The 22,814-nt window shown below is 69.4% G+C and carries 23 protein-coding genes; 9 read left to right on the top strand and 14 right to left on the bottom strand.

The window, feature by feature from the left end:
• Window positions 1-92 precede the first annotated feature (92 nt).
• The gene (locus tag ACWEOI_RS15975; protein WP_433590717.1) at window positions 93-368 is read right to left on the bottom strand and encodes a hypothetical protein; all 276 of its coding nucleotides are present in this window, start codon (window positions 366-368) and stop codon (window positions 93-95) included.
• Between the two features lie 200 nt (window positions 369-568).
• On the opposite strand from ACWEOI_RS15975, the gene ACWEOI_RS15970 reads away from it, so the two are divergent.
• Complete coding sequence (locus tag ACWEOI_RS15970) at window positions 569-1,225, top strand: lysophospholipid acyltransferase family protein (protein ID WP_452360040.1); 657 nt, start codon at window positions 569-571, stop codon at window positions 1,223-1,225.
• Window positions 1,226-1,246: 21 nt separating this feature from the next.
• Here ACWEOI_RS15970 and ACWEOI_RS15965 read toward each other — a convergent pair whose 3' ends face one another.
• From ACWEOI_RS15965 to ACWEOI_RS15940, 6 genes are all read right to left on the bottom strand, one after another.
• Window positions 1,247-1,645: a RidA family protein gene (locus ACWEOI_RS15965; protein WP_433666396.1), complete on the bottom strand. Its 399-nt coding sequence runs from the start codon at window positions 1,643-1,645 to the stop codon at window positions 1,247-1,249.
• On the bottom strand, window positions 1,633-4,185 hold the full coding sequence (locus tag ACWEOI_RS15960) for an SDR family NAD(P)-dependent oxidoreductase (protein ID WP_452360039.1): 2,553 nt from the start codon (window positions 4,183-4,185) through the stop codon (window positions 1,633-1,635). Before ACWEOI_RS15960 ends, ACWEOI_RS15965 begins: the two co-directional genes overlap by 13 nt.
• A 28-nt stretch (window positions 4,186-4,213) precedes the next feature.
• Entirely contained in the window at window positions 4,214-5,749 is a 1,536-nt protein-coding gene (locus ACWEOI_RS15955) for a flavin-containing monooxygenase (RefSeq protein ID WP_452360038.1), read from the bottom strand.
• A 31-nt stretch (window positions 5,750-5,780) separates the two neighbouring features.
• Window positions 5,781-7,145 carry an AarF/UbiB family protein gene (locus ACWEOI_RS15950; RefSeq protein WP_433666393.1) on the bottom strand — a complete coding sequence of 455 codons (1,365 nt, stop codon included), beginning with the start codon at window positions 7,143-7,145 and terminating at the stop codon, window positions 5,781-5,783.
• 148 nt (window positions 7,146-7,293) lie between these two features.
• Window positions 7,294-8,100 carry an amino acid-binding protein gene (locus ACWEOI_RS15945; protein WP_433666392.1) on the bottom strand — a complete coding sequence of 269 codons (807 nt, stop codon included), beginning with the start codon at window positions 8,098-8,100 and terminating at the stop codon, window positions 7,294-7,296.
• Window positions 8,101-8,255: 155 nt separating this feature from the next.
• On the bottom strand, window positions 8,256-8,591 hold the full coding sequence (locus tag ACWEOI_RS15940; RefSeq protein WP_433666391.1) for a TfoX/Sxy family protein: 336 nt from the start codon (window positions 8,589-8,591) through the stop codon (window positions 8,256-8,258).
• A 131-nt stretch (window positions 8,592-8,722) separates the two neighbouring features.
• Between ACWEOI_RS15940 and ACWEOI_RS15935 the strand changes: the two genes are divergently transcribed.
• Window positions 8,723-9,811 (top strand): carboxylate-amine ligase, encoded by a 1,089-nt coding sequence (locus tag ACWEOI_RS15935; protein WP_452360037.1) that lies wholly within the window; start codon window positions 8,723-8,725, stop codon window positions 9,809-9,811.
• A gap of 58 nt (window positions 9,812-9,869) precedes the next feature.
• On the opposite strand, the gene ACWEOI_RS15930 is transcribed toward ACWEOI_RS15935, so the two are convergent.
• The 4 genes from ACWEOI_RS15930 to ACWEOI_RS15915 form a co-directional block, all read right to left on the bottom strand.
• Window positions 9,870-10,412, bottom strand: a complete 543-nt coding sequence (locus tag ACWEOI_RS15930) for a DUF4333 domain-containing protein (RefSeq protein ID WP_452360036.1) — start codon at window positions 10,410-10,412, stop codon at window positions 9,870-9,872.
• Between the two features lie 138 nt (window positions 10,413-10,550).
• Window positions 10,551-11,177 carry an MBL fold metallo-hydrolase gene (locus tag ACWEOI_RS15925; protein WP_452360035.1) on the bottom strand — a complete coding sequence of 209 codons (627 nt, stop codon included), beginning with the start codon at window positions 11,175-11,177 and terminating at the stop codon, window positions 10,551-10,553.
• Window positions 11,177-12,262: an S-(hydroxymethyl)mycothiol dehydrogenase gene (locus tag ACWEOI_RS15920; RefSeq protein ID WP_357277906.1), complete on the bottom strand. Its 1,086-nt coding sequence runs from the start codon at window positions 12,260-12,262 to the stop codon at window positions 11,177-11,179. The genes ACWEOI_RS15925 and ACWEOI_RS15920 overlap by 1 nt, the downstream gene beginning before the upstream one ends.
• 124 nt (window positions 12,263-12,386) lie before the next feature.
• A complete protein-coding gene (locus tag ACWEOI_RS15915) occupies window positions 12,387-13,283 on the bottom strand; it encodes an ArgP/LysG family DNA-binding transcriptional regulator (RefSeq protein ID WP_433666387.1) in 897 nt (298 codons plus the stop codon).
• Window positions 13,284-13,417: 134 nt separating this feature from the next.
• Here ACWEOI_RS15915 and ACWEOI_RS15910 point away from each other — a divergent pair, with 134 nt between their 5' ends.
• The gene (locus ACWEOI_RS15910; protein ID WP_357085875.1) at window positions 13,418-13,972 is read left to right on the top strand and encodes a LysE/ArgO family amino acid transporter; all 555 of its coding nucleotides are present in this window, start codon (window positions 13,418-13,420) and stop codon (window positions 13,970-13,972) included.
• 9 nt (window positions 13,973-13,981) lie between these two features.
• On the opposite strand, the gene ACWEOI_RS15905 is transcribed toward ACWEOI_RS15910, so the two are convergent.
• From ACWEOI_RS15905 to ACWEOI_RS15895, 3 genes are all read right to left on the bottom strand, one after another.
• On the bottom strand, window positions 13,982-14,815 hold the full coding sequence (locus tag ACWEOI_RS15905; RefSeq protein WP_433666386.1) for a hypothetical protein: 834 nt from the start codon (window positions 14,813-14,815) through the stop codon (window positions 13,982-13,984).
• A gap of 104 nt (window positions 14,816-14,919) precedes the next feature.
• Entirely contained in the window at window positions 14,920-15,930 is a 1,011-nt protein-coding gene (locus ACWEOI_RS15900) for a Gfo/Idh/MocA family protein (protein WP_433666385.1), read from the bottom strand.
• A 30-nt stretch (window positions 15,931-15,960) separates the two neighbouring features.
• On the bottom strand, window positions 15,961-16,965 hold the full coding sequence (locus tag ACWEOI_RS15895) for a LacI family DNA-binding transcriptional regulator (protein ID WP_379275271.1): 1,005 nt from the start codon (window positions 16,963-16,965) through the stop codon (window positions 15,961-15,963).
• A gap of 229 nt (window positions 16,966-17,194) precedes the next feature.
• Here ACWEOI_RS15895 and ACWEOI_RS15890 point away from each other — a divergent pair, with 229 nt between their 5' ends.
• Genes ACWEOI_RS15890 through ACWEOI_RS15865 form a run of 6 tightly spaced genes read left to right on the top strand, consistent with a single transcriptional unit; the run spans window position 17,195 to window position 22,797 of the window.
• Entirely contained in the window at window positions 17,195-18,106 is a 912-nt protein-coding gene (locus ACWEOI_RS15890; protein WP_452360034.1) for a TIM barrel protein, read from the top strand.
• A gap of 18 nt (window positions 18,107-18,124) precedes the next feature.
• On the top strand, window positions 18,125-19,120 hold the full coding sequence (locus ACWEOI_RS15885; protein ID WP_452360033.1) for a sugar ABC transporter substrate-binding protein: 996 nt from the start codon (window positions 18,125-18,127) through the stop codon (window positions 19,118-19,120).
• Window positions 19,121-19,140: 20 nt separating this feature from the next.
• Window positions 19,141-20,199 (top strand): ABC transporter permease subunit, encoded by a 1,059-nt coding sequence (locus ACWEOI_RS15880; RefSeq protein ID WP_433666382.1) that lies wholly within the window; start codon window positions 19,141-19,143, stop codon window positions 20,197-20,199.
• The gene (locus tag ACWEOI_RS15875) at window positions 20,196-20,978 is read left to right on the top strand and encodes an ATP-binding cassette domain-containing protein (RefSeq protein WP_452360032.1); all 783 of its coding nucleotides are present in this window, start codon (window positions 20,196-20,198) and stop codon (window positions 20,976-20,978) included. The genes ACWEOI_RS15880 and ACWEOI_RS15875 overlap by 4 nt, the downstream gene beginning before the upstream one ends.
• Window positions 20,975-21,913 (top strand): 5-dehydro-2-deoxygluconokinase, encoded by a 939-nt coding sequence (gene iolC, locus ACWEOI_RS15870; protein ID WP_452360031.1) that lies wholly within the window; start codon window positions 20,975-20,977, stop codon window positions 21,911-21,913. Before ACWEOI_RS15875 ends, iolC begins: the two co-directional genes overlap by 4 nt.
• Window positions 21,904-22,797 (top strand): Cgl0159 family (beta/alpha)8-fold protein, encoded by an 894-nt coding sequence (locus ACWEOI_RS15865; protein ID WP_433666379.1) that lies wholly within the window; start codon window positions 21,904-21,906, stop codon window positions 22,795-22,797. Before iolC ends, ACWEOI_RS15865 begins: the two co-directional genes overlap by 10 nt.
• Window positions 22,798-22,814 lie beyond the last annotated feature (17 nt).

Below are 22,814 nucleotides of genomic sequence, written 5' to 3'. Positions count from 1 at the left end.
CATTTCGCCGGAGCCGACTCCGGCATGTGGAGACGCTACCGATCGGAATGACAGGGGAGTTGAACATTTGTGGGCGTGGCGCGGCAACCACTCTAGGGTGTCGATGCGCCGCAGAACGGTTCACAGGATGCCGGAGCCTCCGGCACGGTGCTGGTGGGCTCGTCGAAATAGGCGAGGCTCACCAACATTGCGACAGTGATCCCGAAGAACAGGACTGTCGCGGAAGCGATCGCCACCCATGCCCAATTGAGTCTCGGGAATGTGATGACCGGGGTCCCGTCATCGGCCACGACGAACAGCACCGCCGCGCTTGCCGGGGATCGACGCAGTTGTAGCAAAACGGTGTTACGCCACCAGTTTCCGACCATGGCAGCACACGACCTCCGCAGAAGTTTCGGTGTGATATTGCCGTGAGTACAGCAACCACCAGGCTACGCCCAAAAGGTCTTGATAGCCATAGGCTATTTCTCGAAATACGCGGTTGCGGCTGAGTAGTTCTGCGGTGTTCTCCGATCGGTCACCGAACGAGGATGAAAACCGTTGTCACAACCATTGATCCGGGAGGGCCATGAACCCCGATGCGCGACGACCCCGTGGACTGGGCAAACGGGCTTGGCTCACAACGCAATTGGTCCGCCGGACGCTGCGCGCCCTGGCCTGGTCCCGCTTCGTCCAAGTCACCGTGCTCAACCGCGATCGGGTGCCCGTGACCGGTCCGGTGATCATCGCGAGCAACCACATCTCCCTGCTCGACGCGGTCTTCCTGTGGGGTGCGCTGCGGCGGCGCGCGGTGGCCATCGCCATGGCCGAGCTGTGGACCTGGCCGGTCGTCGGATGGTTGGTGCGGCTGCTGGGCCATATTCCGGTGGTCCGGCGCGACCCCGACTCCGGGCGCACCGCGGTGAGCCGCGCGGCGCAGGTGCTGCGCTTCGGGGGTGTGCTCATCATCTACCCGGAGGGTCGCCTGGTCCCGGCCGGCGAGCGAGAACCGTACAAATCGGGCGTTGCGACGCTGGCCATGGCGACCGGTGTTCCGATCATCCCGGTCGCCACGACCGGCACCGACGGGGTGCTACCGATGCGCCGCGGGAACACCGGCCAGCGATTCAACCGCCACCATCCAGTTACCATCCACTTCGGAACACCCATCGACCCAGCGGAATTCGATAACCCCGAGAAACTCCTGGATGTTCTGCGGCACGAAATCGAGAGCCTGCGCGGCTGAAAAACGATGCGCTCGAGCGTTTTACGGCACGATCGCGTCGGCCTCGATTTCGACCAGCAGCGCGGGATCGATCAGGCTGCTCACTTCGACCATTGTCGCCGCCGGGCGGATCGCCGCGAAGACTTCACCGTGCGCCTTGCCGACCTCTTCCCAGCGGGAGATATCGGTGACGAAAATACGGGTGCGCACGACATTCTCGGGTGTCGCACCGACTTCCGCCAGCGCGGCCACAATTCGGCGCAAGGCTTCCCGGGTCTGCTCGGCGATATCGTTTCCGCCCACCGCGCCGCCGTCCGGATCGACCGCGGTGGTTCCCGCGACCGAGATCCACGGGCCGACCCGGACCGCGCGCGAATAACCCACGATCGGTTCCCACTGCGCGCCGGAGGAGACATTCTGTCGCTGCGTCATGCGCCCCATTGTGCATCGATGATCGCCGGAAGTTGTTGCCGCCGTAACTTGCCCGCGGTGGTGCGCGGCAGTTCCGGGACGAAGACGATGTCCCGCGGCACCTTGTAGCCGGCCAGCGTCGTCTTGATGTGCCGTTGCAAGGTGCGGGCGTTCACCCGCGCGCCCGGCTCCAGCACGACGGCCGCGACGAGCCGCTGCCCGAAATCGTCGTCGGGCACCCCGACCGCACCCGCGTCGGCCACCGCCGGATGCGCCAGCAGCGCCTCCTCGACCTCCTGCGGGAAGACGTTCTCCCCGCCGGAGACGATCATGTCGTCGGAACGGCCGTCCACGAACAGCCTGCCCTCGGCATCGAAATGGCCGAGATCGCCGGAGTCCATGTGCTGTCCGACCATCTCCTTGGTCCGGCCGTCGCTGTAGCCGTGGAACAGGCTCGGGTTCTTGTTGACGATCCGGCCGGTGACGCCGGCGGGCAGTTCACGGCCGTCGCCGTCGACGATGCGGATATCCACGATCCCGGCGAGCGGGCGGCCCACGGTGCCGGGCGCGGCCCGCAGATCCGCGGGCGTGGCGAAGGTTCCGGCACCGGTCTCGGTGGAGGCGTAGCCATTGAACAGCACCTCGCCGAACTCGTCCTGGAACGCGGTGGCCAGCCACGGCGGCAGGGGAGCGGCCCCGCACACCATCATGCGCAGGCTCGACAGATCGTGGCCGCCGCGCACCTCGGGCGGCAGCGCCATCACGCGGCCGAGCATGGTCGGCACCACGCACACGATCTGCGCGCGATGCCGCTCGATATCGGCGAGCAGGGTCGCGGCATCGAAACGCTCGTGCACGACCACGGTCGAACCCAGCAGGAACGCACCGGCGGTGGCCAGGAACCCGTAGGTGTGATGCAGCGGCGGCGCGATCACCATGGGCTGACCCAGACGCGGGATCGGCGCGACCCTCGCGAGATCGCCGATGGCCAGCAGTATGCGCGGGCTCATCGATCCGGCCGGGCCTCCGCCGAAGGTGCGCGGCGCGCCTTTGGGCACCCCGGTCGTTCCGCCGGTGAGCAGGATCAGCGTGCCCCCGGACGCGGGCTCGCGCACCGGCGGCCCACCCGCCGCCACCAATTCCGCCACCGTCGGCAGGCCACCGGCCGCGCCCCGGACCACCACGCGCCGCCCGCCGTACCCGGACTTCTCGATCTCGTCGTGGAATTCGCCGTCGTAGAGCAGCAATTCGACGCGCTCGCGATCGAGCACCTCGCCGATCTGCGGCCCGGCGAAACCGTAGTTCAACGGCACCAGATCCGCCGAGAGCCGCGCGGCCGCATAGGCCGCCAGTACGAATCCGCGATGGTTGCGGCACAGCACCCCGACCCGCTGGCCGCGCCCGATCTTCCAGCGCGCCCGCAGCGCCGCCGCCAGTTGCCGCACCTGCCGATCCAGCTCGGCCGCGGTGATCGGGCCGTCGTCGTCGACCATGGCGGGCCGGTCCGGGAACCGCGCCGCGAACAATGACAGCGCCGTGGCCAATCCGACCCCGTCGCGTAATGCCATGGCCAGCTGTGGAATCCGGGTCGGAGGCAGCTGTTCCAGCACGCCACTGGCCGGAATCCACCCGGCCACCGTGACCGCGTCGTCGAGCAGATTGACCGTGCGTTCCAGGCGGCCGAGCGGACCGGCCCAATCCACCGGACGGTTGTTCCAGTTCCCGGCCTTCGCGTACAGCGTCAGCATGCGTTGCGCTGCCGGGGAACTGTCGAGCGCGTACGACAGGGGCGCGCCCACCCGCTCCCACCACGGGCGAATCGCCAAGGGGCGGTCCACGATCGCCCGGCACACCAGGCTCGCCGCCTCCTCGGTCGACATGCTCGGGGTGTAGCGGTAGATCCGATAGGGGCCCAGCATCTCCGAGCGCACCAATTGCAGGTGGACCGTGGTGACGTCGATGCCGTCGGCCCGCAATTCCGGTGCGGCGCCGCGCATCCAGGAATTGAACGCCGACTTCGACGCGATATAGGCGGTCCAGCCCACGCCGGGGCCGTGCACTCCGGCGGTGCTGATGTTGACGATGTGGCCCTGCCGCCGGGCCCGCATGGACGGCAGCAGGCTCATGACCAGCCGCGCGGGGCCGAGGAAGTTGATGCGGGCGGTGTCGTCGATATTGTCCCAGCGGTCCAGGGAATCGGAGAGCCAGCGGCGAATCGACTTGCCCGCGTTGTTGACGAAGACGTCCACCCGCCCGTGATCGGCGAGCACCCGCTCGATCAACGCGGCGCAGGCATCGGTGTCGGACAGGTCCGCTGGATAGGCGTAGACCCGGCCCGGGAAATCCGCTGTCTCCATGCGCAGTTCCTCGAGCAGGGCCGCCCTGCGGGCCACCGCGAGCACGGTCGCCCCATTCGCGGCCAGCCGCAGCGCGGTGGCGCGCCCGACACCCGAGGAGGCCCCGGTCACCAGGATCACCGAACCGGTGACGGCCGGTGCGAGACGGCGGTCGCTGATGCCGTAGCCGGCCGCGCCGAGCGCGATCCGGACCGATTTCGGCAGTTCGATCATGGGCACGGATCCTCGAGAGCGGGAACGGTCAGGCGGGCAGACGGCCGAAGTCGTAGTCCGAGAACGGGAATCGGTGATGCGCCCGGCGCGCCGAGAAGAACCCGGTGGGCCGGATGTACGTCGAGTCGCCCTGCGAATTGCGGTAGTAGGTCGGCACGTGCGCGTTCAGTTCGGCCAGGTAGTAGCGCATGGCCGCGCCGTGCCGGTAGACGCGGCGGTGATAGGCGTCGTGCGCGTCCTGGCGCACCGTCACACAGGTCGCGCCGCGCCGCCTTGCCTCGGAGATGGCGCGCACCGCGTGGGCCGCGGTCATCTCCACGAAGGCGTGCCAGCCGCTGCCGGTCCACGAATACGGGCCGACCAGGGTCCACCGATTGGGCAGGCCGGGCAGCGCCACGCTCTCGTAGGCCTGCAGGCCGTTCTCGGTGAAGTACTTGCCCAGATCCAGGCCGTCGCGGCCCACCACCAGACCGGGCGTGTAGGTCTCCGGATCGGAGAAGACGTGATAGCCGGTGGCCAGCACGATCATGTCGAACTCGCGCTCGACGCCGTCGGTGGTGCGCAGGCCGTGCGCGGTGAACCGCTCGATCGGCGTGGTCACCAGGTCGACATTGTCGCGATTGAAGGCGAGCAGGTAGCCGGTGTTGAGGGTCGGGCGCTTGGCGATCGGGCCGTAGTCCGGGGCCAGGCGTTCGCGAATCTCCGGATCCCGCACCATGAGTCGCAGCAGGCCGCGATAACCGCGGATGGCGGTGGCGTCGATGGCGCGGAGCGCGGGGCGGACCACGGGCAGCGGCGCGCTGGACATGGTCCGGAGGGCGGCGTCGACCGCCACCAGCGCCGCACCGTGCACGCCCGCCTGCACGCCCGGGACGCGCAGCGCGAGCCGCACCGCGCGCGGGATCCGCGGGTTCGGTTTGGGCAGGCACCAGACCGGGGTGCGCTGGAAGACCGCGAGGCTGCCGACCTCACCCGCGATGGCGGGGGTGATCTGGACCGAACTCGCCCCGGTGCCGATGATGGCGACCCGCTGCCCGGCCGGGTCGTAGCCGTCGTCCCAGTCCGAGGGGCGCTGGATGCGGCCGCGGTAGTCGGCGAGTCCGGGAATCCCGGGATCCACCTTGGGGCTGATGAACGCGCCCACCGCGCTGACCACGAACCGCGCGGACAGCACGCTGCCGTCGGCGAGCCGCAGCGACCAGCAGTGCCGGTCCTCGTCCCACTCCTCGGCGGCCACCTCGGTCCCGAACCGCACATGCGGGTACAGCCCGAAGCGGCGGGCCACCGCGAGGTGATACCGCTTCACCTCCGCGCCCGAGGCGAACAGCCTGCTCCAGTCCGGATTTCGCGCGAACGAGTACTGGTAGGCCAGCGACGGGATATCGACTTCCAGTCCGGGGTAATGGTTTTCGTGCCAGCTGCCGCCGACCTCGTCGGCGCGCTCCAGGATCACGAAGTCGCGCACCCCCGCCCGCTTCAGCTCGACCCCGGCGGCGATCCCGCCCGGGCCCGCACCGATCACCACGACCTCGTGGTCCGGAGCCGAAAGCCGCTCTGCGCCCATCACTCCAGCGTAGATCTGTCTGGGACAGTGATCAAGGGGTGGGTGCGCAGCGATCCATCACCGCGCTCAATTCCGGTGACCAGCGCAGGATCTCCGCGCGCATCGGACCCGTGGTGCCCAGTTGCGCGACCAGCCCGAGCAGCGTGATCAGCGCGCGCTGGAACGGCATCAGATACGCGGGGACGCCGAGCTGCCGGTAGGCATTGTCGAGCTTGGGGCTGAGGGCATCCCGGGTGCGGCCACGCAACCAGTCGGTATCCACCCGGAACGTCTCGTGGCGCAGCAGTTCGGTGAACGGCAGCAGCTTCGCTGCCAGCGCCGCGCTGTCCAGGCCTCGCTCCGCGTCGGTGAAACCGTGCCGCTGGGTCACGGCGTCCAGGTCGGCCGGGCCGCCGTGGATGAGCGCGTCGGCCAGATCGTGCACCAGCGCCGGGAACTGCGCGGGCGGCCAGACCGGGCACGCCCCGAAATCCACCACACCCAGACGGCCGTCGGGCAGGGCCCGGAAATTGCCCGGATGCGGGTCGCCGTAGAGCAGGCCCGACTTCGGCGCGGACGACCAGAAGAACCGGACGGCCAGCATGCCCACCCGATCCCGCTCGGCCCGCGAACCGGTGGTGATCAAGCGCGACAGCGGAATCCCGTCCAGCCACTCCGAGACGATCACGTCCCCGCGCTGGGCCACGACCCGCGGCACCACGAAATCGGGATCACCGGCGTACGCGTCCGCGAAACGCCGCTGGTTCCGGGCCTCGGCCTCGAAATCCATTTCCGCGCGCAGCGATTCGGCGAGCTCGTCGACCACCGCGTGGCCGTCGACGTGCGGGGCGAACACCGATGTCAGCCATGCCAATCCGCGCAACTGCCGCAGATCGCTGTCGATCGCGGCCCGCGCGCCCGGATACATCACCTTCACCGCCACCGGGCGGCCGTCGTGCCAGACCGCGCGATGCACCTGCCCGATACTGGCCGAGGCCGACCGGCGATCGTCGAACTCGCGGAAATTGTCGCGCCAGTCCGGGCCGAACGACTCCGCCAGCACCAGGTGCACCGTGCGCGGCAGCATGGCGGGCGCGGCATCCTGCAGACGGCCGAGCGCGATCCGGTACGGCTCGGCCAGTTCGGCGGGCAGCGCCAGCTCGTAGACGCCCAGGATCTGCCCCAATTTGGCGGCGCAGCCCTTCAATTCGCCGAGTACGTCGGCCATGTGCTCGGCGGTGCGGAGCTGGATCTCGCGATCGATCTCGCCGGCGGGCCGGCCCAGTACGCGCCGGCCGGCTCCGGCCACCTGCCGTCCGGCGAACGACAGCGGGACCGCCGCCAGTTTGGCGGTGCGAACCGCCTTGCGGGCGGGCGGATTCCCGCCGATATCGATCCCTGCCCGTCGAACGCTCATCGATCAACCAACCCCTCGAGCGCGTTTCGAGCGAACGCGCACGAGCGAGTCTGCCACGAAGTGAAACCGTGTGGTGTGAAAATCGGAACGGCTCGGTTCGAGTGGTCGAAAGCTGGATCGCGCGATGGAAATCCGCAGGTCGAGACGGTTACGGCTGACGGGAAGCGACCACCGCGAGGTCGATGAGCCGATGCGCGCGGGCCACCTCGGCGGGCGTGAACGGCTCCCCGGTACGCAGAAAGGTCATGGCCGCACGGTCGGATTCGGCCTCGACTTCGAGCAGCGTGCCACCGGGCACGCGGGCCGGATCGGGATCCGGAAGGTATTGCGCGCCCAGCAGTTCCGCGATGGCCAGCGGCAGCTCACCCGGATCGGCGGCCACCCGCCCGGCCAGGCCCAGCGCCCGGGTCTGGCCGTCGACCAGGGTCAGCGCCGACGCGGGCCAGATGCCGATCGCCACGCCACCCGCCTTGGCGACCGCGTGGGTCAGGCGCTGCGGCAGCACCTCCGCGGGGGTGGAGACCACCAGTTCGTCGAGCACGCCGTTCTCGAGATGGTGCACGTGCATCGCGAGGATATTGGCCCGCCGATCGGCCAGCTGCTTGGCCAGCAGTTCCAATCGCCCGGGCTTGTTGTCCAGGCGCACGCGGATGCGCCAGAGTCGCTCGGCGCTGTCGAGGCGGTGCCGGTGCCGCAGTTCCGGGGCGTGCAGCCAGCGGCTCAGGTACCGCATCGCCCCCGGCTCGACCACCCAGATGACCAGGATGGTCGCGGTCACCGCCAGAATCGCCACCGTCGCCAGGTACGGCAGCTCGAGATGGATGACCAGGGCGTGCAGGGCCAGTTCGACGGGAAAGACCGCGGCGAGCTTGGCCAGGGCCAGCCGGGTGCGCGTGGGATGGGGCAGACGACCACAGACCTCGCATGCCAGTGCATGTATCTCGGTTTGCCTCATGTTCACCACAGTGCGCGACGCAGGTTTCCGCACTGTGGTGCGGTGTAAAGACGGCATGACAAGTCGCGGCGAAGCTGTTGTGGCAGCTCACAATTGGGTGAAGCCGGACACAGCGGCATTCGCGCTGTGCCGCGCGGCACAGATTTGCCTCGCGGCTATTTCGGCGGCAGCGTCTTGGCGTAGCCGACCCCGAGGCGCACCCACTCGTCGAGCGCGTCGTCGTCGGTGACCGTCTCGGCGGTGACGCGTAGCCACCCGGTCATCTTCTTGCCGCCCATCTCCATGGGCTCGACCGCACCGGCCCGCAGGAGGTCCCCGGCGGTGTCCGGGTCGGCGCGCACCAGCAGCCCGCCCTTGCCGCTGGCCGCGACGGCCATATTGCCGCCCACCAGAAACGCCAGGCCGCCGAACATCTTCTTCTCGATCACATGGGCCACCTCGGGCCCGAGGGCGTCGCGGATCCGGTCGGCCAGCTCCTCGTCGTATGCCATGACCACAGTGTGACCCCACCCACCGACAATTCTGGGGACCCGACCCGCCGATGACCGGGGCGAAGTCCGGGCGGACCCGGAGAGACCGCTCCGGTAGGTGTGGAGTCGCGCCGGGGAGGTATACCGCCGATGTGGAAGCCCCTCCTACAGTCGGTGTCGAAGAGGAGTTCCTCCTCGTGGATCCGCGCACCGGCGCGCCGGTCGGCAAGAATGCCGACGTCGCCCGGACCGCGGCGGATCTGGGCATGGACCTGCAACTGGAGATCATGCGCTGCCAGGTCGAGACCACCACCCGCGTGCACACCACCACCGACGACCTGCTCCGGGAGCTGCGGGAGCTCCGCCGCGCCGCGGCCGTCTGTGCCGAGAAGAACGACGCGTTGCTGCTGGCCGCCGCGGTACCGCCCTCGGTCCCCGAGGAGCTGGCCATCACCAGCACCCCGCGCTACAGCCGCATCGCCGAACGATTCGGCAGGCTCGCCCGCGAACAGGGCCTGTGCGGCTGCCACGTGCACGTCGCCGTCCCCGGCCGCGCCGAAGCCCTGCGGGTCAGCAACTTCCTGCGCCCCTGGCTGCCGGTCCTGCTGGCCCTGACCGCCAACTCCGCCATCTACCGCGGCTGCGAGACCGGTTACGCCAGCTGGCGCAACATCATGTGGCGGCGCTGGCCCAGCGCCGGTCCGCCGCCCTACTTCGCGTCGGTCGCGGAGTACGAGGCGGCGGTGGAATCCATGCTGGCGCTCGGCGTGATCCTCGACCGCAAGATGATCTACTGGGACGTCCGCCCCTCCTGCACGTTCCCGACGGTCGAGGTGCGGGTCAGCGACGTCCCCGCCACCGTCGAGGAATCAGCCCTGTTGGCGACCCTGGTCCGAGCCGCCGCCATGACCGCCGATACCGCCGAACCCCGGCCCCCGGTCCCGGAACCCGCACTCCGCGCGGCCTATTGGCGCGCCGCACACGAGGGCCTGGACGGCACCGTGATCGACCCCGTGACCGGCCGCCCGATCCAGGTCCCCGAACTGCTGGACCACTTCGTCACCCTCATCCGGCCCGCCCTCGAACACCTGGGCGACCTCCCCTTCGTCACCGACACGATCACCGCCCTCCTGTCCCGCGGCAATGGAGCGCGACGGCAGCTCAACGCCTTTCGCGCCCGCGGCGACGTCTCGGACGTCGTGGCCGAACTCGCCGACGCGACCCTGTACACGTGCCGGTAGACCCGACGGACGACCGGCGTTCGGGTACGAGTGCTGGGATCGATTCGGATGTCGGGGATTACGGGAGGGGCTGGTCGTCGACGATCATGTCGTAGTTGACCTTGGTGCCCTCCACATTGGTGGTCTTGGCGGTGAAACCCCAGCGGGTGCCGTCGTTCTCGGTGACGACGCAGCGGATGGAGGCGCCGGTGGCGCCGCGTAGCAGGCCGTTGCAGGTGGAGGACTGGGGCGACATGCCGAACTTCTGGCGGTAGGTGTCGGCGATGGTGGACGCCACGTCGTCGGGGGCGACATAGGCGTCGGCGAAGGTCAGGTCGTAGAAGACGTCGCTGCCGTCGACCTTGGTGACCTTGGTGTCGATCACCCAGTTCTGGCCGTCGGCCGCGGTGACGGTGCAGGTCTGGGTGGCGTCGACCTTCGCGGCCAGACTTCCGTCGCAGGCCACCGATTTCGCGTCCTCGTGCGCCTTGTCCTTGTAGAAGCTCGAGGCCTTGGTCTGGACATCGCTCTTGTTCACGGACGAGGAACCGGCGGACACGGAACAGCCCACCGCGAGCAGGGGAAGGGAGGCCAGCGCCAGAACGGCTGTCAGTTTTCTCATGGACAACTCTAGGCGCGGAATCGTCCGGAAAATCCTGGAAACGAGAAGCGCTCCGCCGCTTTGGGGGACGGATTAGGGGCTCCGGCAGTGATCCGGTCCGGTCTGCGCGGGTGACCGGCTCGGACCACTGCCGAAGGATCAGCCGACCCGGGAGCGCCACTCCTCCAGCTGCGGGAGCTCCGCGCCGATGGTGGTGGATTCGCCGTGGCCGGTGTGCACCAGGGTCTCCGGCGGCAGGGTCAGCAGCCGGTCCGCGATCGACTCCACGATGGTGCCGAAATCGGAGTACGACCGGCCCGTCGCACCCGGACCGCCGTGGAACAGCGTGTCACCGGTGAACACCGCACCCAGGTCGGGGGAGTAGAAGCAGACCGAACCGGGCGCGTGGCCCGGCGTGTGCAGCACGTGCAGCTCGGTGCCGCCGACCGCGATGATCTGCTTGTCCGCCAGCTCGCCGTCGGGGCTGACCTGCGGGTGGGTCTGCTGCCACAGCACCATGTCCTCGGGGTGCATGAGGATCGGAGCGCCGGTGGCCCTGGCCAAATCGGGCGCGACCCGGACGTGGTCGTCGTGCGCGTGGGTGACCAGGATGGCCTTCACCTCGCGGGTGCCGATCACGTCGAGAATGGCCTCGACATTGTGCGGGGCGTCGATGACGACGCATTCCAGATCGTCGCCCACCACCCACACATTGTTGTCGACGTCGAAGGTCTCGCCGTCGAGGGAGAAGGTGCCGACGGTCACCGCGTGGTCGATGTGCGCCATCAGAACACCACCACCGAGCGCAGCACGTCACCGTGATGCATCTTGGTGAAGGCGGCCTCCACCTCGTCGAGCGCGATGGTCTCCGAGACGAAACCGTCCAGGTCCAGGCGGCCCTGCTTGTAGAGCTCGATCAGGTACGGGAAGTCGCGCGAGGGCAGGCAGTCGCCGTACCACGAGGACTTCAACGACCCACCGCGCGAGAAGAAGTCGATGAGCGGCATCTCGAGCGTCATGTCCGGGGTCGGCACGCCGACCAGCACCACGGTGCCGGCCAGGTCGCGCGCGTAGAACGCCTGCTTCCAGGTCTCCGGGCGGCCCACGGCGTCGATCACCACGTCCGCGCCGAAGCTGTCGGTGAGTTCCTGAACCCGTTCGACCGCATCCTCTTTGGCGGCATTGACGGTGTGGGTGGCGCCGAAACCGGTGGCCCACTCCAGCTTCCGCTCGTCGATGTCGACCGCGATGATGGTGGTCGCGCCCGCCAGCTTGGCGCCCGCGATCGCGGCATTGCCGACACCGCCGCAGCCGATGACCGCGACCGAGTCACCGCGGCTCACGCCGCCGGTGTTGATGGCCGCGCCCAGGCCGGCCATCACGCCGCAGCCCAGCAGGCCCGCGGCGGCGGGGGACACGCTCGGGTCCACCTTCGTGCACTGCCCGGCGTGGACCAGGGTCTTCTCGGCGAACGCGCCGATGCCCAGGGCCGGGGTGAGCGGGGTGCCGTCGGTCAGCGTCATCGGCTGAGCGGCATTGAAGGTGTCGAAACAATACTGGGGCTTGCCCTTCCGGCAGGCGCGGCACGAACCGCAGACCGCGCGCCAGTTCAGGATGACGAAATCGCCGGGCTCCACATCGGTGACGCCCTCGCCCACCGATTCCACGATGCCGGCGGCCTCGTGCCCCAGCAGGAACGGGAATTCGTCGTTGATGCCGCCCTCGCGGTAATGCAGGTCGGTGTGGCAGACACCGCAGGCCTGCACCCGGACCACGGCTTCGCCGGGACCCGGGTCCGGGATCACGATCTCGGTGACTTCGACGGGCGCGTTCTTCGAGCGAGCGACAACGCCGCGCACAATTTGGGACAACGAAATTCCTTCCTGGCTAAACGCAATGCCTCCGACTATTGCATCCGGTTCCGCCCACGTCATCTATTACCCCGGGTCACGCACAATGAATCCCCTTGTGTCCGATCACAAGAACAGTGTCCTATCACAGCAGCGATTGCTCCGCGGCCTCGGCTATGGTCGCGGCGACGACTGTCAGGGCGGGTGAATCCAGTCGCCATTGCTGCCAGTACAGCGGCACGTCCACGAAGACCTTGTCGTCCAGCGGAACCAGGCCGTCCTCGGGACGGATCATCAGGTCGGGGATCATGCCCCAGCCCAGTCCCACACGCACGGCGTCGTTGAACGCGGCCGAGGACGGGATGTAATGACGCGGCGGATCCACCGGCTTGCGAGTGTAGTGGCGGACCAGGCGGAACTGCAGATCGTCCTTGCGATCGAAGAGCACTACGGGCGCGTGTGCGAACGCCTTCGCGTTCGCGCCGTCGGGAAACCAGGTGCGGGCGTACTCGGGATGGGCCATCGGGCGATAGCGCATGGCTCCCAGACGCCGCACGGTACAGCCCTGTACGGGTGCGGCGGTGGAGGTGATGGCCGCCATCACGGTGCCGTCGCGCAGCAGGCGGGTGGTGTGCTCCTCGTCCTCGCGATGGATCTCGAACGAGAGTCCGGTCGCGCCGGGCTGGAGCGCGTTGGCCCGGCCGAGCGCGGCCACCACCCAGGTGTGCAGTGAGTCGGCGTTCACGGCGATGGGAATGACCACCGGCCGATCGGCGGGCTGATGCGCCTCGCCGAGTTCGCGGGCGGTGTCGCCGGTGAGCAACTGGATCTGCCGGGCCAGGCGCAGTACGGCCAGCCCGGATTCGGTGGGCTGCACCGGTTTGGTGCGTTGCACCAGGATGCGGCCCGCCGCGTCCTCCAGCGCCTTGATGCGCTGGCTGATTGCCGAGGGTGTGACACTGAGTTTGCGGGCGGCCGCGTCGAAGGTGCCTTCCCCGATGACCGCGTCGAGGGCGCGCAGTTGGTCGAGCTGCAGATCCACGGTAAGAGATTCTAATGGCACCTCAGAATCTTTAGCTGGCCTGGTGCTGGACGGTTGCCTACTTTCGAAGGGTGAACGCATCATCGGCGGCCCTGGCGGCCATCTCGGGACTCGGCTTCGGACTCTCCCTCATCATGGCGATCGGCGCGCAGAACGCCTTCGTCCTACGACAGGGGATCCGCGGCGAACACGTCCTGCCGGTGGTCGCGGTGTGCATCGGCTCCGATGTGGTGCTCATGACGCTCGGCGTCGCGGGCTTCGGCGCGATCGTGAACTCCGCGCCGATGGTCATGACCGTCGCGAAGTACGCGGGCGCGGCCTTCCTGCTCGGCTACGCGGCGCTCGCCGCCAAGCGCGCGCTGTCCGCGTCGGCGCTGTCGGCGGGTGGCGGCGCCCCGATCGCGCTGGGCGCGGCCATCGCCACCTGCCTGGCCGTCACCTGGCTCAACCCGCACGCCTACCTGGACACGGTGGTGCTGCTGGGCTCCTTCGCCAATACCTACGCCACCCCGGACCGCTGGTTCCTGACCGCGGGCGCCATCGCGGGCAGCCTGATCTGGTTCCTGTCGCTGGGTTTCGGTGCGCGCCTGCTGGCCCCGGTCTTCGCGAAGCCGAAGGCGTGGCGGGTGCTGGACTCGCTGATCGCGCTCGTGATGACCGGGCTCGCCGTCGGTTTGCTGGTGAGCTGACCGCCGCGGTCAGTACACCTGCTTCCACACCCCGATCGGGCTGTTGCTGTTGTCGGCGGGCAGGCAGTAGACGGCCCGGCCGCTCGAGGACTGGGCGATGCCGTCCTTCTTGAGATTGCAGACCTGGCCGGGCTCGTGCTTGCCCGAGGTCAGGGTGCCGGGGCTGTCCCACACGTACGACGGGGTCGAGCTGCCGCCGGGGCGGCGGGTGCAGACCAGCTGGCTGCCGCCGCTGGTGTAGCCGAAGCTGCCGGCTTCGCCCGCGTTGCACGGGGATCCGATCGCGGGCCGGGTGATGGGCAGCCAGTGCGGGCTCGCCCCGCCGGTGGCGTCGCAGGTCAGGACGGTGCCGTCGGAGGTCGTGGCGGTCATGCCGACCTGCTCGCAGGGCATCTGGATGCCGACGACCGGACTGACCGTGGTGGTTGTCGTCGAGGTCGTGGTGGTCGTGGTCGAGCTCGTCGTCGTCGTGGTGGTGGTCCGCTCGGGCGCGGTCGTGACGTCGGCTTCCTGGGCGGCGGTGGTCGGGGTCGGCCGCACGGAGGTGGTGACCAGGACCCGGGCCGGGGCGGTGGTCTTGGCGGCGTTCGGGGCGGCCTCCCAGCTGCTGTGGCCGGAGACGAGCAGGCCCACGATGGCGAGCAACGACACCGCAATTGTCGCGGTCAGACCGATGATCACGTACCGCGTGGTCTGGGTTCCGCCCAGCAATCCGGCCAGTCCGCCGGGGCGGTTCGCGGGCAGTTCTACCTGGTCGTCCTGCACCGCGTCGAAGACCACCGTGTCCTGCGTCCACAGCTCGTCCTGTGGGTGATAGCCCGGTGGTATCGAATTGCCGCTCATGCCAATAACTCTCGTTCGGTGGTCCCGCTGTGATCACCGGGCACACAGAGGGTAAACGGCGAGTGGGCCCGCGCGATAGCCGAAGTTTTGGCGGCGGCGCCCGATCAGCGACGGATGTCGGCCAGCCGCACCGGGGTGCCTCGATGCCGGGACAGTTCGCAGGCCTCGGCGATATAGAAGGCCTCCAGGGCGTCCGCGGGCGGGCACGGATTGGGCACCTTCCCGGTGACCACATCCACGAAGGTCGCGAGCTCTTCGACGTAGGCGCCGTGGAAGCGGTCCATGAACCCCGGATAGACCGGCAGCGCCGAGGGCGGGTAGCCGGGTTCCACCGAATGCAGCGGGGCGCGCTCGTCGAGGCCGACGATGGCGTTGCCGGTCGAGCCGAGCACCTCCAGCCGCACGTCGTAGCCCGCGCCGTTGTAGCGGCTGAGCGAGACATTGGCCAGGCAGCCGTCGTCGAGGCGCAGCACCACCGCGGCGGTGTCGACGTCGCCGGACTCGGCGAAGAACGCCTCCCCGCGATTGGCGCCGGTGGCGAAGACCTCCACCACCTCGCGCCCGGTGACCCAGCGGATGATGTCGAAATCGTGGACGCCGCAATCACGGAACAGCCCGCCCGAGCGCGGAATATAGTCCGCGGGCGGGGGCGCGGGGTCCAGGGTGGTGGCCCGCAGCGTGTGGATCCAGCCCAGGTTCCCGGCGGCGATGGCGGCGCGGGCGGCCCGGTATCCGGCGTCGAAGCGCCGTTGGAAGCCGATCTGGACTGGGACCTCGGAGCGCTCGAGGTGCTCGACCACGCGCAGCGTGCCCAGAATGTCGGCGGCGATGGGCTTTTCGCAGAAGACCGGGATGCCGCGGTCGACGGCGGCGGTGATCAGGGCCGGATGCGAGTCGGTGGCGGTGGCGACGACCAGGCCGTCGATGCCGGCGTCGAACAGCGCGTCGATATCGGGCGCGTATTCCAGCCCGAGCTTGTCGGCGGTGGCGCGGGCGCGCTCGGCGTCGGCGTCGGTGACGATGACCCGGGCCACGCCTGGCAGGGTCGCGAGGGTCTCGGCGTGGGAGGTTCCGATGCGGCCGGTGCCGGCGAGGCCCACAGTGATCGGGGACATGGCGAAGCTCCTGTCAGTCGCGGTGCGGGGTCAGACTCGGGGTGGTGCGGTGGTGGAGCGGACGACCAGGGACGGCTCGAGGCGCTGGCGCACCGGCTCGGTCCGGCCTTCGCGCAGGCGTTCGGTCAGTGCCGTGAGGGCCAGCCGCCCGATGCGATTGCGCGGCTGGTCGATGGTGGTGAGCGCGACGTGCCGCAGCGCCGCGAGCGAGGTGTTGTCGTAGCCGACGATCGAAACGTCCTCGGGCACACGCAGACCCGCCTCTTCGAGCGCGGCGGCCGCGCCCACGGCGTTGAAGTCGTTGCCGCACACCAGTGCGGTGGGAAAGGTGCTGGGGGAGAAGATGTTCAGCAGTTTGCGGACGGCGGCCGCGCCCGCGGTGTCGGTGTGCTCGCTCGGGATCACCATGGGTTCGAGGCCGTAGCGGGCCATGGCGGCGGTATAGCCCTTGCGGCGCGGCGGGGCCGCGAAGGCCGCCCCACCGTCCAAATGCACGATGCGCCGATGGCCCAGTGTGACAAGGTGATCCACGGCCAGCGCCGCGCCGAGTTCGCCGTCGTCGTTGACGGTGTCGACCGCGGTGCTGGTGGAGGTGCGCGAGACCAGCACCACCGGGCAGCGCGCGGCCGCGTCGCGGATGGCGGCGGCGGGCAGCACCGGTGACAGCAGGATCACCCCGCCCGGGCGGAAGGCGAGCAGGCTCTCCAGAGCGGCGCGTTCGCGGCCCGCGCTGCGGCGGCCGGTATTGAGGATGAGTTCGAGCCCGTCCTCCTGGGCGGCCTGGTCCATGCCCTCGACCACGTCGGCGAAGAAGGGATTGCGCAGGTCCGACACCATGACGCCGACGATATTGGAGGTGCGGCTGGCCAGCGAGCGGGCCATGGCGTGCGGCTGGTAGCCGAGTTCGGCCGCGGCCGCCAGCACCGCGTCGCGGCGGTGGGCGCTGACCTTGGGGGAGTTGCGCATGACCAGCGACACCAGGGCCCGGGAGACGCCGGCGCGGGCGGCGACATCCTCCATGGTGGGTCGGGTCATGCGACGCACGCTACCGCGTGGTCGCGGGCCGGGGCAATAGAGCGCTCTAATCGGACTTTTCAGCCACCGCCGGTTCTCGTGATTCTCCCTGCAAGGCAGTGTTTTCCGAGCGTGCTCGCTACTTTTCGGCGCATGTCGGGATCTTGACACCCGAGTGAGCCGGGTTACATTGTTGGAGCGCTCCAATCGCGAGCCTCACGATGGCCAACGACGGGTCTGGGAAGTGCCGATGACCGAACCGCTCCATCCCTTGCGTCCATTACGAATCGCCGCCGCGCCGATCTCCTGGGGAGTCTGCGAGGTCCCCGGCTGGGGGCATGTCCTCGACCCGGCCACCGTCCTGGCGCAGATGTCGGGCCTCGGCCTGTCCGCCACCGAATTCGGGCCGCCCGGATACCTACCGGACGATCCGCTCGAACTACGGAAGACCCTGCGCGACTACGGTATTGCGCCGGTCGGTGGCTTCCTCGCCCTCACCCTGCATCGCGAACCGAGCCATGCTCTGGAGATCGCGCGCTCGGCCGCCGCACGGTTCGAGGCCGCCGGTGCCGAGGTGCTGGTGCTGGCCGCCGCGACCGGGGAGCACGGCTACGACGCCCGCACACCCCTCGACGATCGCGAGTGGCGCACACTCCTCGAGACCGCGGCCGCCGTCGGCGACATCGTCGTCGAACACGGCCTGCGCCCGGTGCTGCACCCGCACGTGGGCACCCACGTCGAGACGTCGGCCGAGGTGGAGCGCTTTCTCGCCGACTCCGATCTGGACCTCTGCCTCGACACCGGGCACCTGCTCATCGGCGGCACCGACCCGGTCGGACTGGTCCGCCGCCACCCCGATCGCATCGGGCACATTCACCTCAAGGACGTCCGCGCGACGATGGCCGCCGAAGTACGCGGCGGCACAGTGGAATACAGCGAGGCGGTCAAGCGAGGTCTCTACGTTCCGCTCGGCGCGGGCGATGTCGATATCACCGCCCTGATCCGCGAGGCGCACGCCGGTGGCTACCGCGGCTGGTACGTGATCGAGCAGGACACCGCGCTGGACCCCGGCGAGACCGCCGAGGGCCCGACGGCGGCCGCTCGGCAAAGTCTGCGACACCTGGCCGAGATCGCCGCCGGTCTCGCCTCGGCTCGGATCTAGTGGGAGGTGACGACGATGATGTCCGCATTCTCCCGCCTCCGCCGCCTCCGCCGGCTGCGTCTGACGCCGTGGCTGGCCGCCGCGGCCGTGCTCGCCGCCTGTAGCGGCCCGGGTTCCGACGCCACCGGTCCCGGCGCGGCGCCCGTCACGGTCGGCACCGTGCGATCGGTGGCGGTGGTGACGCACGGCTCGCCCGGCGACGCTTTCTGGAACGTGGTGAAGAACGGCGCGGAGGCCGCCGGGAAGGATCTCGGCATCCGGGTCGAGTACAACTCGGCGGGCGATCCGACCCAGCAGGCCAAGCTCATCGACAATGCCGTCGCGCAGGGCGTCGACGGGCTGGTGGTGTCCATGGCCAATCCGGACGCGCTGCGGCCCTCGGTGGAGAAGGCGGTGGCGGCGGGCATTCCGGTGGTGACCATCAACTCCGGTGAGGCCGAGAGTGCGAAGTTCGGGGCCATCGGGCATGTCGGCCAGAGCGAACGCCAGGCCGGTGAGGCCGCGGGCAAACGCCTCGCCGACGCCGGAAAACACAAGATGCTGTGCGTGATTCACGAGGCGGGCAATGTCGGGGCCAATGAGCGGTGCGCGGGCGCGATCCAGGGCTTCGGGTCGGCCACCACGCTGCAGGTCGACATCAACAATCCCACCGATGTGCAGTCCCGCATCAAAGGCGCGCTCGAAGCCGATCGTTCCATCGACGCGGTGCTGACGCTGAACTCGCAGATCGCCGCCCGCGCGGTGGACGCGGTGAAGGAGTCGAAGGCGAGCACTACCGTGGCCACCTTCGACCTGAATTCCGATGTGGTGAGCGCGATCCGGTCCGGAAACCTCTTGTTCGCGGTGGACCAGCAGCAGTACGAGCAGGGCTATCTGCCCGTGGTCATGCTGAAGCTGTACAAGTCGAACCTCAATACCGTGGGCGGCGGGCATCCGGTGCAGACCGGGCCGGCGTTCGTGGACAAGACCACCGTCGATGCCGTCGCCGCGCTGGTCGGCCGGGGTACGCGGTGAACGGGCCGGGAGACGCCGACATGACTACGACGACAACGACATCCGAGACCTCGGGGACCGCGGTGGCCCCGCCCGACCGGCTCGCCATCCTCAACCGGCTGGTGGCCCGCCCCGAGGTGGGCGCGTTGCTGGGCGCGGTGGTGGTGTTCGTGTTCTTCACCATCGTCACCACCAAATTCCTGAAGCCCCTGGGCATTTCGACGTGGCTGGACGACGCCTCCACGCTCGGCATCATGGCGGTGGCCGTCGCGCTGCTCATGATCGGCGGGGAGTTCGACCTGTCCACCGGCGTGATGACCGCCTCCACCGCGCTGATCACCGGACTGCTCGCGGTGCACGCGGGCTGGAACGTGTGGCTCGCGCTGGCGGTGTCGCTGGTGTTCGCGCTCGCGGTGGGGGCGCTCAACGGCTGGGTGGTGATGCGCACCGGGCTGCCGAGCTTCATCGTCACGCTGGGCACCTTCCTGGCCTTGCAGGGCCTGAACCTCGGCGTGACCCGCTGGGCCACCGGTACCGTGCAGGTGTCGGGGGTGCGGTCGGCGGACGGATATCAGTCCGCCGGTTGGGTTTTCGCCTCCACCACCAAGATCGGCAGCGCCAGTGTCCAGGCATCGGTGGTGTGGTGGATCGTGGTGACCGCGGTCGCGGCGATCGTGCTGACCCGCACCCGGTTCGGGAACTGGATCTTCGCGGTCGGCGGCTCGCTGCCCACCGCCCGCGCGGTCGGCGTGCCCGCCACCCGCACCAAGATCCTGCTGTTCATGACCACCGCGTTCGCGGGCTGGATCGTGGGCGCGTGCAACCTGATGCGGTTCGCCAGCGTGCAGGCCAATCAGGGTGTGGGCCTGGAGTTCCAGTACATCATCGCCGCCGTGATCGGGGGCTGTCTGCTCACCGGTGGCTTCGGGTCGGTGGTGGGTGCGGCCGTGGGCGCGCTCATCTTCGGCATGGCGCGGCAGGGCATCGTGCTGGCGGGCTGGAACAGCGACTGGTTCATGTTGTTCCTCGGCGTGCTGCTGTTCTCGGCGGTGCTGGTCAACAACGCATTCAAGAAGCGAGCCGAAAGGGTACGCCGATGACCGTGCCATTGATCGAAACCGTCGGCATCGGAAAGAGTTACGGCGGCGTGGTCGCGCTGCGCGAGGTGTCGACGGTGGTGAACGCGGGCGAGGTCACCTGCGTGCTGGGCGACAACGGCGCGGGCAAGTCGACGCTGATCAAGATTCTGGCGGGCGTGCACCAGCACGACAGCGGGGAACTGCGGATCGAGGGCCGCGAGCTGCGATTGTCCTCGCCCCGTGAGGCTTTGGACCTCGGCATCGCCACCGTGTACCAGGATCTGGCGGTCGTGCCGCTGATGAGCGTGTGGCGCAATTTCGTGCTCGGCTCCGAACCGGTCACCCGTTACGGGCCGTTCGAGCTGCTGGATCGCAAACGCGCCCAGGACATCGCCCGAAAAGGGCTGGCGGACATGGGGATCGACATTCCCGATCTGGAACAGCCGGTCGGAACGCTCTCCGGCGGGCAGCGGCAGTGCGTGGCCATCGCCCGCGCGGTGCACTACGGGGCCAAGGTGCTGATCCTCGACGAGCCGACCGCGGCGCTGGGCGTGAAGCAGGCCGGGGTGGTGCTGCGGTATGTGGTGCAGGCCCGCGACCGTGGGCTGGGGGTCGTGCTGATCACCCACAATCCGCATCACGCCTACCCGGTCGGGGATCGGTTCCTGCTGCTCAAACGCGGGTCCGCGCTGGGCAGCTACGAGAAGTCGCAGATCGACCTCACCGAGCTGACCCGGTTGATGGCGGGCGGCGCGGAACTCGAGGCGCTGCAACACGAATTGGAGCGGGTGGTGCCGTGACCGAGCTCGAGGCCCTGACGATCGGCCGGGTCGGCGTCGACCTGTATCCCGAGCAGAGCGGGGTGCCGCTCGCGCAGGTGCGGACCTTCGCCAAGTTCCTCGGCGGCACCGCCACCAATGTGGCGGTGGCCGCGGCCCGGCTGGGGCGGCGGACCGCGGTGCTGACCAAGGTCGGGCCGGACGGGTTCGGCGACTTCGTCCGCGACGCGCTGGAGGGGTTCGGCGTCATGTCCCGGTATGTCGGGACGGCGGACGGGCTCCAGACGCCGGTGGTGTTCTGCGAACTGAACCCGCCCGCCGACCCGCCGCTCATGTTCTATCGGTCGCCCATCGCGCCCGACCTCACCCTCACCGAGGATGAGATCCCCTGGGATGTGGTGGATTCCGTGCCGCTGCTGTGGGTGACCGGCACCGGCGTCAGCGCCGAACCCGGTCGCACCACCCAGCGCGCGATCCTCGAACGCCGGGCCCGGCGCGGGCACACCGTGCTGGATCTCGACTATCGGCCCATGTTCTGGCCGGACGTGGACACCGCGCGCGCCGAGATCGGCTGGATGGTCGATCACGTGAACGTGGTGGTGGGCAATCGAACCGAGGTGCAGGTGGCGGTCGGCACCGCCGATCCCGACGAGGCCGCCGACCGGCTGCTGGCGCGCGGGGTGCGGCTGGCCGTGGTGAAGCGCGGCGCGGAGGGCGTGCTCATCGCCATCGAATCCGAGCGCTGGACGGTGCCGCCGTGCCCGGTGCGGGTGCTGTGCGGACTCGGCGCGGGCGACGGCTTCGGGGGCGCGCTGATCCACGGGCTGCTCGCGGGCTGGGACCCGCACCGGGTCGCCGCCTACGCCAATGCCGCCGGCGCGCTGGTGGCGTCCCGGCTGGCCTGCGCGGACGCCATGCCGACCGACGCCGAGATCGAGGAGATGCTGTGCACCTGAACGACGCGCGCTGGTACGACCTGCTGCGCACCCGCGCCACCGACCCCGAGGCCATCCGCCGCGCCTACGCCGACCGGCGCCGCCGCCCGAACCTGCTGTCGGGCACCGGGACCCTGTTCCTGGTCGCCGCCGACCACCCGGCTCGGGGAGCGCTGGGCGTCGGCGCGGACCGCACCGCCATGGCCGACCGCCGCATGCTGCTGGAACGCCTGCTCATCGCGCTGGCCGATCCGGCCGTGGACGGGGTGCTCGGGTCGCCCGACATCGTGGAAGAGCTGCTGCTGCTCGACGCCGTCCACGACAAGATCGTCATCGGGTCCATGAACCGGGGTGGGCTGGCCGGAGCGGACTGGGAGATCGACGACCGATTCACCGGGTACGACGCCGAATCCTTGGTGAAGTATCGCCTCGACGGCGGGAAAATGCTGCTGCGCCTGGTGGATTCGGATCCCGGCACCATCCCGACCTTGGAAGCGTGCGCCCGCGCGGTGTCCGAACTGGCCGAGCACGGGCTCATGGCCATGGTGGAGCCGCTGCCGTACGCCCGGGACCACAGCGGGGCGCTGGCCATGCACAAGGATTCGGCCTCCCTGCAACGCGCGATCACGGTCGCCTCGGGGCTGGGCGTGACATCCGCGTACACGTGGCTGAAAATCCCCGCGCCCGACGATGTGTCGGTCTTCGACGCCACCACACTGCCGGTGCTGGTGCTCGGTGGCGCGCCATCCGGGGAGCTGGAAGCGGACCTGGCGTCCTGGGGTGCGGCATTGCGTCACGATGTGGCGCGCGGCCTGGTGATCGGGCGTAGCCTGCTGTACCCGCCCGACGGGGATGTCGCGGGTGCGGTGCGGGCGGCGGCGCGGGTACTGGAGGCGGCGCGATGAGCGGCCACGCCCGGGCG

The sequence above is a fragment of the Nocardia sp. NPDC004340 genome (genome assembly GCF_053602575.1).
Note: the sequence above shows the minus strand (reverse complement) of the source record. Positions and strands in the feature narration are given on the sequence as shown.